The sequence below is a fragment of the Vibrio qinghaiensis genome (assembly GCF_002257545.1).
GTDB classification, from domain to species: domain Bacteria; phylum Pseudomonadota; class Gammaproteobacteria; order Enterobacterales; family Vibrionaceae; genus Vibrio; species Vibrio ordalii.
In genome coordinates, this window is the sequence record NZ_CP022741.1 from 1,478,587 (window position 1) to 1,493,390 (window position 14,804).

The following is a 14,804-nucleotide window of genomic DNA, read 5'->3' on the forward strand; positions in this document are numbered from 1 at the left end:
GGTATCCCTTTAAATCCTCCGCTCGTTGTTCCTATTAACCCCTTTATTTTTCAGGCATAATCGGCCCGTTCCTTTTAATTCGTTTGGATGCGTATGCGACCGATTAACTCTCCTATATTCTTGGCTGTCTTGACTCTCCTTTTAGCGATGACCACCATTCAATCTGGCGCATCATTAGCCAAGCAACTGTTTCCTATTGTTGGTCCGGGTGGAACCATTGCACTGCGTGTTGGTCTCTCTGCATTAATACTGTTAATGATTTTTCGCCCATGGCAGTTACGGCTTTCTCTTTCGCAGTGGCGCTCAATGATCATTTACGGGGCAAGCTTAGGTGGCATGCAACTGATGTTCTATTTTGCTATTGAACGAATTCCTCTTGGTATTGGAGTTGCGTTGGAGTTTTCTGGACCATTACTTATTGCATTTCTCTCATCCAAACGGAAAAAAGATCTAATTTGGGTTGCGCTTGCTATTCTGGGCATTGTTTTTTTATTGCCCGATCTAACGGGTGTCGATGCTCTTGATCCGATTGGCGTTGCACTGGCTTTAGCGGCTGGCGGATGCTGGGCAGCCTACATATGGTTTGGTCAAAGGGCGGGGAGTGTCGGTTCTGGAGGTGCAACCGTTGCGATAGGAATGACGATTGCGGCCCTGTTTGCGTTTCCAATCGGCGTTGTATTATCAGAGGCATCTATTTTTACGTGGTCAATACTGCCTATGGCGTTATCTGTCGCGATCCTTTCAAGCGCCGTACCTTATTGTCTAGAAATGTCGGCTTTAAAACGTTTGTCTACACAACACTTTAGTGTGTTAATGAGCTTAGAGCCCGCCATCGCCGCATTAGCTGGATTAATTATTCTTCAAGAACAATTAAGCTTAACGCAATGGATCGCCATTACGATGATCATCACGGCCTCAATGGGTAGCACGCTATCGGCGAAGAAATAAGGTAAACATTTTAAAATAGCTCAGCACTGCTCTATCTAAGCTTGTTAAAAACCCTTCTCTTAAGTACAAAAAAGCAGCCTAGGCTGCTTTTTATTCGTTTATTCGTTTATTCGTTTATTCGTTTATTCGTTACTTTCTATTACCCAATTTGACTTTGCCATTTGAACCAAACCATAACGCTTGAGCACGGCGACGCCCCAATAAGATTGGTCCATCATCGTAAAATAAGAAATTTTTCCAGTATTTTTTAAATACCGACCATTGGGTTTCGATAATATTGTACTTTTCATAACAAAAATAAACGGTCACGTCATTTTGCCAATCAATATGGGCCAAAATATCAACGGGTAATGATTCATCGTCACTTTCCCATTCTTTCATCCAGCTAATTTCATTGATCCAACTGCCTGCTTTACGAGGCCAATCTTGAGAACTTAACCTCTCTGAATCTGGGCTTTGAGCACTGATATTTTCCAGCCAAAACTGAGCCGCTCTGGCTTGAGACATGGGTTTAATATGCACCAGATCTTGCTCAGGAACTGGCATTGATTGGTGAGTGAAAATCCATTTTCTTTGGTATTGATCCAAAGGCAAATACGACATTGAATTTCCTTAATGTTTTAGCTGACTTGTGAATATACTTTTAAAACGATGACCCATTAGCTTGGGCGCCAATCAGCATTAACCAATGCTGTTAGGTTGTGATCTTCCCATTGGTCATCAATGAGCAAATAATTTTTAGCGTGACCTTCGGCCTGAAAGCCCATTTTCATCAACACCGCTTCACTGCGTTTGTTGATTGGCATATAGCTAGCCATGATACGGTGTAGGTTTTGTACCTTAAACATGTAGTGGCACGCCATTTTTAATGCACGGCCCATGATGCCTTTACCTTGTGCATTCTTCGCTAACGAATAGCCGAGATTGCAAGCATAAAATGGAAAGCGGGAGAGGTTACTAAACGAAATGGTGCCAAGCATGTCACCACTGTTAATATCGATGATGAGCAAATAATAGCCTAATTGCATTTTATGCAGCTCACCAAGTTTAATCAGTCGCTGTACCCAACCGTGAGCCTCAAAAAACGCCGCTTCTCGTTTAGGTTCCCAAGGCCGTAAATGTTCACGATTACTTGTAAAATAGGCGGCGATCATCTCCGCATCTTCAAGTTTTGCGGTTCGCACTAAAATATCATTGTCCACTTCATACACTTGGGACAAGGTGCTGCATGACTGCATCAATTTTTCCTAATTCCGTAGTCGCGTAGCTTATTGGCGATAGAGGTGTGTGATACGTTTAAACGCTTGGCTAATTTACGACTTGAAGGGAAAGACTGATATAAACGTTCCAAAATTTGAGATTCATACTCTTTCATAATGTCATCTAATGAGCCATCAAGATTGACATGGGTATTGCCAGTATGAACGGTTTCAAGCTGCGGCAAATGGAACAGATCCACTGTTAACTGATTATCAGACATCTCCGTTAGTGCCCTGAGCACCATGTTGTCCAACTGTCGTACGTTGCCTGGCCATTGGTAATGAGAGAGCTGATCCACCAAATCTTCCGCTAATAGTGGTTTGGCCATACCCATTTTCTTAATGTGCTTCGCCACAAATAGTTCAAGCAATGGCTGAATGTCGTTAGGCCGCTCACGCAAAGTAGGAATACGGAGAGTTAACACATTTAGACGATAAAAAAGATCTTCACGAAATGCGCCTGATTCGGCTAAATCTGCCAGCTTATGACGCGTCGAGGCAATCACACGAACATCAACATGAACTTCATGCTCCTCACCAACGCGGCGGAATGTACCATCTTGCAAAAAGCGCAGTAGTTTAATTTGTAAATGAGGACTCATCTCCCCTATTTCGTCGAGAAAAACGGTGCCGCCATTCGCCTGTTCAAAAATACCTTTATGGCCTTGTTGATGATTAAATGACCCTGGCGCATGACCAAACAACTCGGTTTCCGCAACATCATCCGGCATTGAAGCACAACTCAGAACTAAGAAAGGAAAGGAGGCACGGTGAGAGCGATTATGACAAGCCTTGGCCAACATCTCTTTACCCGTTCCGGTTTCGCCTTCTATAAGCAAAGGTTGATCAAGCATTGACAGCTTCTTAGCTTGGCTAATGAGCGCTTTATGGCGGTTAGAAACTCCGACAAAATGTTCAAAACCAAGGTTATTGTGCAAGGGCAAAGCATCATCGACGACGCCGCTAGGGCTTTTAGAACGAATCATCATCATAGTACTCGCCAAGGTGGATTCTTTCGACTCACCCGTAATATAAACAGGCATCATCTCCATCAGATAATCGAGACCATCGTGCACGATCTCCTCACGTTGTCGTGCTTTGTTGCCTTCAAGCCAGCGTGATAGATTAAAGAAAGGTAATAATGCGGAAATAGGCTGCCCTATCATCTCTTTCTCTGTTTTGTTAAACAGCGATAACGCTGAATAGTTTGCCATATCCACAAACCCTTTCAGATCAATCGCCAGCACCGCATCAGGCACGTTGTTGAGTAATGAAATTAACTCGGTGTTATGCCGCTCCATGGGCATGAATTGAATTTTCCGAACATCTTTTACGCCAGAAATTCGGCGAATTTCAGTCATCAATTCACTGAATGTTTCAAAATCAATATCTGGGCAATTGAGGTAAATAATGCCGATGACATCGATCTCAATCCCACGCAAATCAATCTTTCTCGATGCAAGAATATCGAGCAGTTCTCGGGTTAGGCCGAGTCTGTCTTCACAAGAGACTTCAAGACGCACTTAAAAATCCTAATAGAAAGTGTCAGGAAAAGTTGACAGTAGTTTCTATCAAGCCTTGTATGGCGTCAAGTTATCTCATGTTTTGAGGTTCACATTCGGGCATATTATTTGATAAATGTTGCTTATTTCACCGTAAGCGCGGCGATTCTTGCGACGATCTGTTTGCGAATCGCCCCTAATTTTACTTTTCTCTCTGGCTGCCATGTCATCGGCCTGAGCAGTGCCATGGCTTTCAAACCAAGACGAGCGGTCAATATTCCCACTCCTAAACCTTGCCCTGCCCGCGCGGATACTTTTCCGGCTAAATCCATAGAAAGGAGATCCATACTGGCGTCGATGGCGAGTTCGCTGGCACCTGCCGCTGCCATATTAACCAATACTGACTTAAATAAAGAGAGACGAGACCAGTAACCCAATGACACTCCATACAGTTTTGCCAGTTGATCAATCATAGTGAAATTACGCCATGCCACTAACAACATATCTGCGATGGCTAAAGGGCTAATTGCCACTAAAGCTGCCGCTTCTGTTGAATATTGTGAGACGATTTTGGTTGCTTGTTTATCTTGTTCACTCACCACCATAGCATCGTACATATCGAGTATTTCAGCATCGCTGTGTGAAGCATTAACGCTGTTTAACCAACGATCATAGGCTGGACTTTCGGTTTTTATGCCACTTTGTTTAGCTAGAGCTTGGCAGAACGCGAGCCCATGGCCAACGCTGTCGTTTTGCATAAGCTGTTCGCTTTGCTCTTGAATACTAAAATGATGGCGAAGTGCTCGTAACTTCCACAGCTCTTTGATTAAGGTACTTAAGCCTAACGATGCCAAACCAGCAATAAATCCCGCCCAGCCTAATGCTAACCAGTCCGCTGATTGAATCGCCGTGATAACTGAATCGATAGCTTGCCAACCGATTAAACCTGCAAAGCTTATAACTAATGCCGCAGCTCGCCATTTCCGACCTTGTGGTGGACGAATGATTTGCTCCAACTCTTTTTCCGCAGCACTCTCTTCATTGCTGATCGGCATTGGAATGAAGGCTTCATTATTTTGAAACTGCTGTTGAGCCGTAAGCTCTGGCGTACTCTTCTGTTGTGATTCTAATTTTTGATTAAAGATTTGCTTGGTTTTTAAATCACTCATTTCAGCTTATCTCCAATTAAATATTCCAACGCTTTATCTAAACGGATATGAGGGCAAGGTTCATCACAGCTAAATGCTCTTGGTTTAAAACTGGTGAATTCAAACCCTTGATGCTGCCAATACTCTTTGTTAGGTAACTTTTTCGGCACATCGCCGGGAAAAACGGTCAAAGTTTCGCCATTGATCGTCACACCTTGTAAGGCTGGAATGGTGCGCTCACCGCTATCAATAAAACCCGCTTGTGTGGCCTGTATCGATGCCATACTGATGCAACTCATCTCAATATTCTCATAGGCGGCGCTTTGCCAAGCAGGATGAACCATCTGCTGCAGTAACGACACCAAATGCGGATGTTGTTCAGGGGTGACATGATCCGCTTTGGTTGCGGCAAACAGCACTTTGTCTATCTTGGGTGCAAATAGACGCTTGAGTAAACCATTACGACCATAACGAAAGCTATGCATAATCTGCTCAAGCGCACGACGCATATCCAAAAAGGAATCGTAACCTTCATTGAGTGGGGATAAGCAATCGACTAACACAATCTGCCGATCAAACGTGGCAAAATAATTTTTGTAAAAAGCTTTCACAACCTTGTTTTGGTATTCTTCATAGCGTGCTTTTAACATGCTGTAATGACTATTGGGAGCAGGCTTGTCTTCACCGTACGGATTACGGCATGGGAAAAACTGCAGTACAGGCGCACCTTCTAGCTCTCCCGGCAACACAAAACGCCCCGGTTGCACCCAATGCAAACCGGCATTTTTACACGCGTGCAAATACTCCGTAAACAGCATCGACAATGAAACAAGCTTTTGCTCATTGGCGTCTTGCGTTACATCAAGTTTAGCTAACCCCTCAAGCCACGGCTCGGCTAATGAGGAACGCAGTTCACTTAGCGCTGAAAACTGCTGTTCTGACCACTGTTCATAGGTCATTTCGAGCAGAGGCAGATCCAACAGCCATTCACCCGGATAGTCGATGATATCGAGATAAAGTGTGGCCGTGTGACCAAATAATTTTTTACTGCGCTTTTTAGGTTTGTATTTGATCGCTAGGCGAATTTCGCTGACGTCACGAGTGGGTACAGGCCAATGTGGCGGTTCGCTGTGTAACTGTGACATCGCTTCATCGTAAGCAAAGCGTGGAACCATTAAGTTAGTTTGAGGGACACGTTTTGCACCCACAATGCGTCGGTCACGCGTTGCGGAAAATAGCGGTAAATTATCATGGGTAGAGGTGTGCAGTAATTGGTTCACTAAGGAGGTAATAAACGCCGTTTTCCCCGCTCGCGATAACCCTGTGACAGCAATTCGAACGTGCGAATCTAATCCACGGTTAATTAAATCAGTCATTTCTCGACGAATGTGCTGCATTCACTCACTCCACTTCATTTGATGACGCTATTTTATGTGTATTCATCTTAATCGGAGATGAACAAAAAGCCCCTGACGAGAATCAGAGGCTTAGGCTTCTTTGGCCAAAAAATTCGCTGTTCTGTGTTGAGCCGCTCACATCGGATCAATCATCTTCTATTAATTTATAAATCACAAACAATGCAGCCTCAAGCATCACCCATAACACGCAGGTGATTGTGACGTACTTATCATCGAAGATGCTGATGCCATGTAGAATAAGGTCATAGCCGAGGAAAACCCCAACCACAATAGCGATAATAATTTGTAATATTTTAATAAAACGAGGCATCTACCCTCCTAAGTTTTGCAAATGAGCATTTCAATTATCTATTGATTTATAGACGATAACTGCAGCCTAAGCTGCAGTTATCGTGAGAACGCGATGAGATCAGATTAAGCTTTCTTTTGAGCTTCGGCAATCTTCACTTTCCATGTGTCTGGGCCTATTTGGTGAGCATTCGCGCCACGCGAGTCCACCGCAACCGTGACTGGCATATCTTCAACTTCGAATTCATAAATGGCTTCCATACCTAAATCCTCGAATGCCACCACGCGTGCTTTCTTAATCGCTTTCGCCACTAAGTAAGCCGCGCCACCCACCGCCATCAAGTAGACCGCTTTGTGGTTTTTGATTGACTCCACCGTCGCAGGTCCACGCTCTGCTTTGCCTATCATCCCCATAATGCCCGTTTCATCAAGCATCATGTCGGTAAATTTGTCCATACGTGTCGATGTGGTCGGGCCTGCTGGACCAACGACTTCATCACCCACCGCATCAACGGGGCCAACGTAATAGATAAATTTACCTTTTAGATCGACGCCTTTAGGTAGCCCTTCGCCATTTTGCAACATCGCTTGGAGGCGCTTATGAGCAGCATCACGGCCCGTTAAAATCTTACCGGAAAGAAGCAGTGTTTCACCGGTTTTCCACTCTTGAACCTCTTCTTTAGTGACCGCATCAAGGTTAACTCGCCGCGCGCTTGCCCCTGCATCCCACACAATTTGTGGCCAATCTTCTAGCTTTGGTGGTGTAAGTTCAGCAGGGCCCGTACCATCTAGCGTAAAGTGAACATGGCGGGTCGCCGCGCAGTTGGGGATCATACAAACAGGTTTAGAGGCGGCGTGAGTCGGCGCTGTTTTGATTTTTACATCCACAACGGTGGTTAAGCCACCAAGCCCTTGCGCACCAATGCCTAAACGGTTCACGCGGTTAAAAATATCTAAACGCAGTTCTTCTTCCGCATTTTGTGGGCCACGATCAATCAGTTCTTGAATATCGATATGCTCCATCAGTGATTCTTTAGCAAGCACAGCTGCCTTTTCCGCGGTGCCGCCAATACCAATGCCGAGCATACCCGGAGGACACCAACCCGCCCCCATCAAGGGTACGGTTTTTTCTACCCATTCAGCAATGTCATCGGAAGGATTGAGCATTACCATCTTGGTTTTGTTCTCACTGCCGCCGCCTTTGGCTGCGATTTGAATGTCGACTTTATTTCCTGGAACCATATTGATATGAACGACAGCAGGCGTATTGTCTTTGGTATTAATACGCTTACCAGCAGGATCCATTAATATAGAAGCGCGCAATGGGTTATCTGGATTGGTGTACGCTTGACGAACTCCTTCATCAATCATTTCTTGCACCGTGAGATCAGACTCCCATTGCACATTCATACCGATGTTGACAAAACAGGTTACGATGCCGGTATCTTGGCAAATGGGTCGATGCCCTTCTGCTGACATGCGCGAGTTAATGAGAATTTGTGCGATCGCATCTTTCGCAGCTTGGCTCTCTTCACGATGATAAGCCTTTTCTAGCGCTTGAATGAAATCCAGGGGGTGGTAGTAAGAGATATATTGAAGAGCGTCAGCGACACTGCTGATCACATCCTGCTTGCGAATTACCGTCATTGCGTGCCTCGTTATTGTTATGCTTCCCTTGATTGTTGCGTGTTCCTCATTTAATAAGCGGTCAGCTTCTCAGCAAAAAATCAACTTATTGATGTGATTCAATCAAGTAGCAGCTTTTAATTTGCATTTTATGATACTCTTGCTTTACTCAACACGCTATGCAGCGATCGGTCTCTTTGTCACAAATTACGCAAATGAATAACAACGAACTCAATCAGATCCAAGTTAACGCACTGACTTACCACGTCGATCTCGCTCACCAATTGTTTTCTAAAATAGAAGACCGCCCATGGGCTATGCTGTTGCGCTCCGCCTCTAAGGTTCACATTGATAGCCGTTTTGATATTTTAGTCGCGGAGCCATTGGTCACTTTAGTAACACACGGCCATAAAACAAGGGTATGCGAGCCTCACTATCGCTACCACTCTCAAGTCGACCCATTCCAGCTACTCAAACAATTACAGCAGCAATATTTACCCGATGTTCAAAGCGATATGGACCTTCCTTTCGTGGGCGGTGCACTCGGTTATTTTGCCTATGATTTAGGGCGGCAGATAGAACGAATTCCAACGCTCGCTGAACACGATCTATCCACACCTGATATGGCGATTGGCCTCTATCAATGGGCTGTGGTCGTTGATCATTTGCACCAAGCCGCTTATGTGGTGGGCAATCATATTGATGAGGCATGGCAATGGCTCAACACTCAGAACCCCAAAAACAACGGCCATTTTGCATTACGCTCTGATTGGCAATCCAACATGAGTAAAGAGAGCTACCAACGGAAATTTGAGCAAATCCAGCACTATTTGCTCAGTGGTGATTGTTATCAAATCAATCTCGCACAGCGCTTTAAAGCCGACTACGAAGGCAGTGAATGGCAAGCTTACCAAAAACTAGAAATGTTTAATTGTGCTCCATTTTCAGCTTTTATCCGCTTAGAGAAGTCAGCGATTTTGAGTGTCTCTCCCGAACGTTTTATGCAGGTCAAACACAACATTATTGAAACTAAGCCAATAAAAGGCACCCGCCCAAGAAGCGATAACCCAGACATTGACGCCGCTAACGCCGCGGAACTTGCTTGCGCAGAAAAAGATCAAGCCGAAAACTTGATGATAGTGGACCTATTACGAAACGATGTTGGCCGTGTAGCAAAACCGGGCTCTGTACATGTGCCTAAGCTGTTCGATATTGAAAGTTTTCCTGCCGTGCATCACCTTGTGAGTACCATTCGCGCAGAACTTGACTCAGCCTATTGCGCTGCCGATCTATTAAGAGCCAGCTTCCCCGGAGGCTCAATTACTGGCGCACCAAAAGTACGTGCAATGGAAATTATTGAGGAGTTAGAGCCTCACCGCCGTAGCGTTTACTGTGGCAGCATCGGCTATATTAGTCGCCACGGGACAATGGACAGCAGTATTGCTATCCGAACTTTGGTGGCAGAAAAGCAACAACTGCACGTTTGGGCTGGTGGCGGTATTGTTGCCGATAGTCAGTGTGAGCTTGAATATCAGGAGACACTGGATAAACTGAGCCGCATTTTACCTGTGCTTGAACATTCTCGTTAACCTTTCCAAGGTTTATTGAACTAGGCTAAAAAGAGATAGATGCAAAATTCGAGTAGGTAACGAAAATGAAGAGAAACAGCGTACAGACTGCGACCCCCTTGACAAAAGATCGGCTTATCCAGCGCTTTCAGTTGCAACAACCTGTGCCTTATCATGAAGAATCTATCCGTCGTGTAGCACACCTTGCTCCTCAAACCTTGCGTAAGGCTTCGGTGTTAATTGGTTTTGTTGAGAGGCCAAATGGCCTAAACGTAGTATTAACCAAAAGAGCTGCGCACCTTAAACATCATCCAGGACAAATCAGTTTTCCTGGCGGGAAATATGAGGAAGTCGACGGTTCACTGCAAATCACAGCACTTCGTGAAGTAAGCGAAGAAATTGGAATTCTAGCAAACGACATCACTATTTTTGGGCAACTGCCTGAATTGGTTACCGTCAGTAAGTTTGTAGTGACGCCCTTTCTTGCTTTTATCAACCCCAATTACAAAGCTATTATTGATACCAATGAAGTGGACGAAATATTTGAAGTTCCCGCCCACCATCTGTTTGATCGAAACAAACTCTATAGCGAATTATTTCAAGTAAAAAATCAACGACATCGCGTTTTCGCCATCCCTTATCAACATCATTTTATTTGGGGGATGACAGCGCAGATCATTCATGTTTTGCAAAAACAAGTTATTCAACCTCATTAATATTCAAACTATTCAACCATAAGTTTAAATAACACGGATGATTATTTTTCCTTATCCCTCCCAAAAGCAAACGTTTGGCATGAATAAATGTTAATCGAAGCATTATATTGATAACTTTTACTAATCCAAATCATTAACATTACTCACATGTAGCACGCCATTTTCGTGATCAAAAATGGGTTTTTGACATATCATTCAGTAAGCACGAACGTTACATGATTTAGATCTAGTTTTCGAATGAGAAAATTATGCAAAATGCGCTCGACTTATTTCCTGTTCCCAAAAATGAGCAATACAATATGAACACAACAACTTCGTCGGCATCTGCCGTACAATCCTCTAGCAAGTGGACTTATAAAGATTTCACTTGGTGTCTTTCACTTTTTGGTACAGCCGTTGGTGCCGGTGTACTTTTCCTTCCAATTAAAGCTGGTGCGGGTGGTTTTTGGCCATTAGTAATGTTAGCCCTAATTGCGGCGCCAATGACTTGGTTCGCACACAAAGGCTTAGCTCGCTTTGTTCTTTCTTCAAAAAATGTTGATTCTGATATTACTGACACAGTAGAAGAGCATTTTGGTAAAACTGGCGCAAACCTTATTACGTTCGCATACTTTTTCGCCATCTATCCTATCGTTCTTATCTACGGCGTTGGCATCACAAACACCGTTGATTCCTTCCTTGTTAACCAAGTTGGCATGGAATCGATTCCTCGTTGGTTACTTTCTGGCGCACTAATTGCTGCCATGACAGCTGGCGTAATCTTTGGTAAAGAACTGATGCTAAAAGCGACGTCTGCCATGGTGTATCCGCTGGTTTTCATTTTATTAGCTCTTTCTTTCTACCTTATCCCAGATTGGAACACTTCAATGATGGAAGTAGCGCCTGATTGGTCTGCCATGCCAACCATCGTTTGGCTTGCTATTCCTATCATCGTGTTTTCTTTCAACCACAGCCCAATCATCAGCCAGTTCTCTAAAGAACAACGCCTACAATACGGTGATAATGCGGTTAAGAAAACCGACATGATCACTGGTGGCGCGGCCATGATGCTGATGGGTTTTGTGATGTTCTTCGTATTTTCTGTTGTGCTATCTCTGTCGCCAGAGCAACTGGCACTAGCAAAAGAACAGAATATCTCGGTGCTTTCTTACCTAGCAAATATTCATGAATCACCAATCATCTCTTATATGGGCCCTCTTGTTGCGTTTGCAGCGATCACCTCTAGCTACTTCGGTCACTTCTTAGGTGCTCATGAAGGTTTGGTGGGTTTAATTAAATCTCGCTCAAATAGCTCAGTAAGCAAGATTGAAAAAATGTCACTGATCTTCATCGTGTTGACTACTTGGATTGTAGCGATTGTAAACCCAAGCATTCTAGGCATGATTGAAACCATGGGCGCACCGATGATTGCTGGTATCTTGTTCCTACTGCCCGTATTTGCAATGCACAAGGTTCCTGCAATGGCGAAGTTCAAGACTTCAGCACCAGTACAGATTTTCACAACTATCTGTGGTCTTGCTGCTATTACTTCTGTAATCTACGGCGCTCTTTAATCTGGTGGTTATATCAACCGTCATGAATACAGAATACAGAACATAACTATAATAATGAGCCTCCCTCTTAGTTAGGGGGGCTTACTTTTGAGGTAATCGATATGATTAGTGTATTTGATATCTATAAAATCGGTGTTGGTCCTTCAAGCTCACATACCGTGGGGCCAATGAAAGCGGGTAAAGAGTTTATTGATGATTTACGTTCAATGGGAAAATTGCGCGACATCACTAAAATCACCGTGGACGTTTATGGTTCATTATCACTGACAGGGAAAGGTCACCACACAGATATCGCTATCATCATGGGTCTTGCTGGTAACACCCCTGAGAAAGTGGATATCGATGCTATTCCAGGCTTTATCGCACGCGTTGAAGAAACCGAGCGTCTTCCCGTTGGTATGCACTGTCATACCGTATCGTTTCCTAAAGAAGGTGGAATGAATTTCCACAAAACGAATTTGTCCTTGCACGAAAACGGCATGCAGATCCACGCGTGGATCGATGATGAAGTCCTTTACTCAAAAACCTACTACTCTATCGGCGGTGGTTTTATCGTTGACGAAGAGAACTTTGGTAAAGAAAAAGAGAACCCAATTAAAGTTCCTTATGTCTTCACTAGCGCTGACGAGATGATGAACCAATGCAAAGAGAGTGGTCTTTCCATCAGTACGCTGGTTATGGCTAACGAAAAAGCACTGCATTCTGATGAAGAAGTTCGTACTTACTTTGCCAATATTTGGAAAACCATGCGCGAATGTATGGACCGTGGTATGAATACTGAAGGTATCTTACCAGGGCCTCTTCGTGTTCCACGTCGGGCAGCAGCGCTTCGTCAACAGTTAATGACCTCAGAAAAGACCACCAACGACCCAATGGCGGTCGTTGACTGGGTAAACATGTACGCTTTTGCAGTGAACGAAGAAAATGCCGCGGGTGGGCGTGTAGTGACGGCACCTACTAATGGCGCATGCGGTATTATTCCTGCAGTGTTAGCTTATTACGATAAATTCATTCAGACCGTTACTGAAAAAGATTATATCCGTTACTTTGCCGCCTCTGGAGCTATCGGTGGGCTTTACAAGCGTAACGCTTCTATTTCTGGTGCGGAAGTGGGTTGTCAAGGTGAAGTGGGTGTTGCCTGTTCGATGGCAGCAGCGGGCCTTGCAGAACTGATGGGGGGAAGCCCTGAACAAGTTTGCATGGCCGCTGAGATTGCAATGGAGCATAACTTGGGTTTAACCTGTGACCCTGTCGCGGGACAAGTGCAAGTACCTTGTATCGAACGCAATGGTATTGCTGCAGTGAAAGCGATCAACGCAACGCGGATGGCGCTACGCCGCTCATCGGCACCTCGTGTTTCGCTCGATAAAGTGATCGAAACCATGCTTGAGACAGGTAAAGATATGAACGCCAAATATCGTGAAACTTCCCAAGGTGGTTTAGCGATTAAAGTCGTTTGCTAACCAACACCTATCTATTTAAAAACCCCGTTCATTCAAGCTTAACGCCACTCGCTTAATTGTGAGTGGCGTTACTGGAACTGCAAAAAACTTCTTAATTAACCTTGTGCTACGCTATTTTATAGCGCTTATAAAATTATAAATAAGATCTAATTTCATCATCACATATAAGTTTACAATTTTTATCTAGGATATAAGCCAGTAAAATGACTACTCTTTAATCAACTAAGGAGCTGGCTATGAAAAAATTTAAGAATATTTTATTTGTAACTCAAGGCTTACCCGGACATAGCGACGCGTTAGAGCAAGCAATTCAGCTCGCTTACAACAACCGTGGTCAACTCGCTGGTTTGATTACATTTCCAGCATTTCCTGCCGAACTACAACCCTATCAAGATCCGTATGAGCAATCTTTTCTCAGCGGTTTTATGCAAACTATTGATGAATTTCGTTCACAAAATCATATCACTAAAGATGATGTGCCTTTTCCTTTGATGGTTGAACACAACGAACAACCCGCAGTAGGAATGATACAATCGGCGCTCACCAACCATATTGACTTACTGATAAAAGAAGCTGAACCAATGGCTGATGACCAACAAGGTTTTAAAGCTTTGGATATGACACTGCTTAGAAAATGCCCTTGCCCAGTCTGGCTACATCGACCTTTATCTAAACCTAAAGCTAATCATCGTGTTGCTGTCGCCATTGATCCAATCACCACAACGGATCAGCAACATGCATTATCATTACGTTTACTCGAGTTATCACGAACGATAGCTAACACTTGTGATAGCCGCCTGCATATTGTTTCTTGCTGGGAATACTATTTAGAAAACTACCTACATGACCATGTCTGGATCCAAGTGGACCAACAACAGATGGAACAAGAAATCGCACAAGCCAAAGCAAAACATGAACAAGCATTACAGCAAGTTATTGATGAGTCAGGCATTACAGGCGAATTGGTGATACATCACCTGCACGGCAAGCCGGATGAGCAGATTCCTGAATGGGTCACGACAGAGAATATCGATATTCTGGTAATGGGTACTCTAGCAAGGACAGGGATCGCGGGCTTTGTAATTGGTAATACAGCTGAAAATATCGTCCAGTCGATAGAGTGTTCTTTAGTCGCACTCAAACCTGAAGGATTTGTCTCACCAATCCAAACCGAGTAGTTCCAGCATATAACCAGTATTCTCTCGGATGAATTCGACACTATTAAAAATTAGTCTATACTTTTCAAAGTAGTAGATAATTTAACCCGCTCAGAGCACTACCGAAAGGATGCACTGAGCGGGTTTAATATGACTTC

13 protein-coding genes are annotated in these 14,804 nt (G+C 44.0%); 6 read left to right on the top strand and 7 right to left on the bottom strand.

Features of this window, described 5'->3' with window-relative positions; all coding sequences use genetic code 11:
- The first annotated feature begins 93 nt into the window (after positions 1 to 93).
- On the top strand, positions 94 to 948 hold the full coding sequence (locus CCZ37_RS06795) for an EamA family transporter (RefSeq protein WP_094500101.1): 855 nt from the start codon (positions 94 to 96) through the stop codon (positions 946 to 948).
- Positions 949 to 1,077: 129 nt separating this feature from the next.
- On the opposite strand, the gene CCZ37_RS06800 is transcribed toward CCZ37_RS06795, so the two are convergent.
- The 7 genes from CCZ37_RS06800 to CCZ37_RS06830 all read right to left on the bottom strand — a co-directional run bounded on the left by CCZ37_RS06800 (position 1,078) and on the right by CCZ37_RS06830 (position 8,210).
- Entirely contained in the window at positions 1,078 to 1,551 is a 474-nt protein-coding gene (locus CCZ37_RS06800; RefSeq protein WP_010320690.1) for a DUF2947 domain-containing protein, read from the bottom strand.
- Positions 1,552 to 1,607: 56 nt separating this feature from the next.
- Entirely contained in the window at positions 1,608 to 2,189 is a 582-nt protein-coding gene (rimJ, locus tag CCZ37_RS06805) for a ribosomal protein S5-alanine N-acetyltransferase (protein WP_094500102.1), read from the bottom strand.
- Positions 2,186 to 3,730, bottom strand: coding sequence for a transcriptional regulator TyrR (gene tyrR / locus CCZ37_RS06810; protein ID WP_094500103.1), 1,545 nt, complete (start codon positions 3,728 to 3,730; stop codon positions 2,186 to 2,188). Before tyrR ends, rimJ begins: the two co-directional genes overlap by 4 nt.
- Before the next feature lie 122 nt (positions 3,731 to 3,852).
- The gene (locus tag CCZ37_RS06815; protein ID WP_094500104.1) at positions 3,853 to 4,878 is read right to left on the bottom strand and encodes a YcjF family protein; all 1,026 of its coding nucleotides are present in this window, start codon (positions 4,876 to 4,878) and stop codon (positions 3,853 to 3,855) included.
- Entirely contained in the window at positions 4,875 to 6,254 is a 1,380-nt protein-coding gene (locus CCZ37_RS06820; RefSeq protein WP_094500105.1) for a YcjX family GTP-binding protein, read from the bottom strand. The genes CCZ37_RS06815 and CCZ37_RS06820 overlap by 4 nt, the downstream gene beginning before the upstream one ends.
- Before the next feature lie 145 nt (positions 6,255 to 6,399).
- Positions 6,400 to 6,585, bottom strand: a complete 186-nt coding sequence (locus tag CCZ37_RS06825) for a hypothetical protein (protein ID WP_010320694.1) — start codon at positions 6,583 to 6,585, stop codon at positions 6,400 to 6,402.
- Between the two features lie 104 nt (positions 6,586 to 6,689).
- Positions 6,690 to 8,210, bottom strand: a complete 1,521-nt coding sequence (locus CCZ37_RS06830) for a fumarate hydratase (RefSeq protein WP_010320695.1) — start codon at positions 8,208 to 8,210, stop codon at positions 6,690 to 6,692.
- A 176-nt stretch (positions 8,211 to 8,386) separates the two neighbouring features.
- On the opposite strand from CCZ37_RS06830, the gene pabB reads away from it, so the two are divergent.
- The 5 genes from pabB (at position 8,387) to CCZ37_RS06855 (ending at position 14,667) form a co-directional block, all read left to right on the top strand.
- Entirely contained in the window at positions 8,387 to 9,778 is a 1,392-nt protein-coding gene (gene pabB, locus CCZ37_RS06835; RefSeq protein WP_094500802.1) for an aminodeoxychorismate synthase component I, read from the top strand.
- A 65-nt stretch (positions 9,779 to 9,843) separates the two neighbouring features.
- Positions 9,844 to 10,473, top strand: a complete 630-nt coding sequence (locus CCZ37_RS06840; protein ID WP_094500106.1) for a CoA pyrophosphatase — start codon at positions 9,844 to 9,846, stop codon at positions 10,471 to 10,473.
- A 299-nt stretch (positions 10,474 to 10,772) separates the two neighbouring features.
- Positions 10,773 to 12,026, top strand: a complete 1,254-nt coding sequence (locus CCZ37_RS06845; protein WP_094500804.1) for an aromatic amino acid transport family protein — start codon at positions 10,773 to 10,775, stop codon at positions 12,024 to 12,026.
- Between the two features lie 101 nt (positions 12,027 to 12,127).
- Positions 12,128 to 13,489 (top strand): L-serine ammonia-lyase, encoded by a 1,362-nt coding sequence (locus tag CCZ37_RS06850; protein WP_094500107.1) that lies wholly within the window; start codon positions 12,128 to 12,130, stop codon positions 13,487 to 13,489.
- A 236-nt stretch (positions 13,490 to 13,725) separates the two neighbouring features.
- Positions 13,726 to 14,667 carry a universal stress protein gene (locus CCZ37_RS06855; protein ID WP_094500108.1) on the top strand — a complete coding sequence of 314 codons (942 nt, stop codon included), beginning with the start codon at positions 13,726 to 13,728 and terminating at the stop codon, positions 14,665 to 14,667.
- The last annotated feature ends 137 nt before the right edge of the window (positions 14,668 to 14,804 follow it).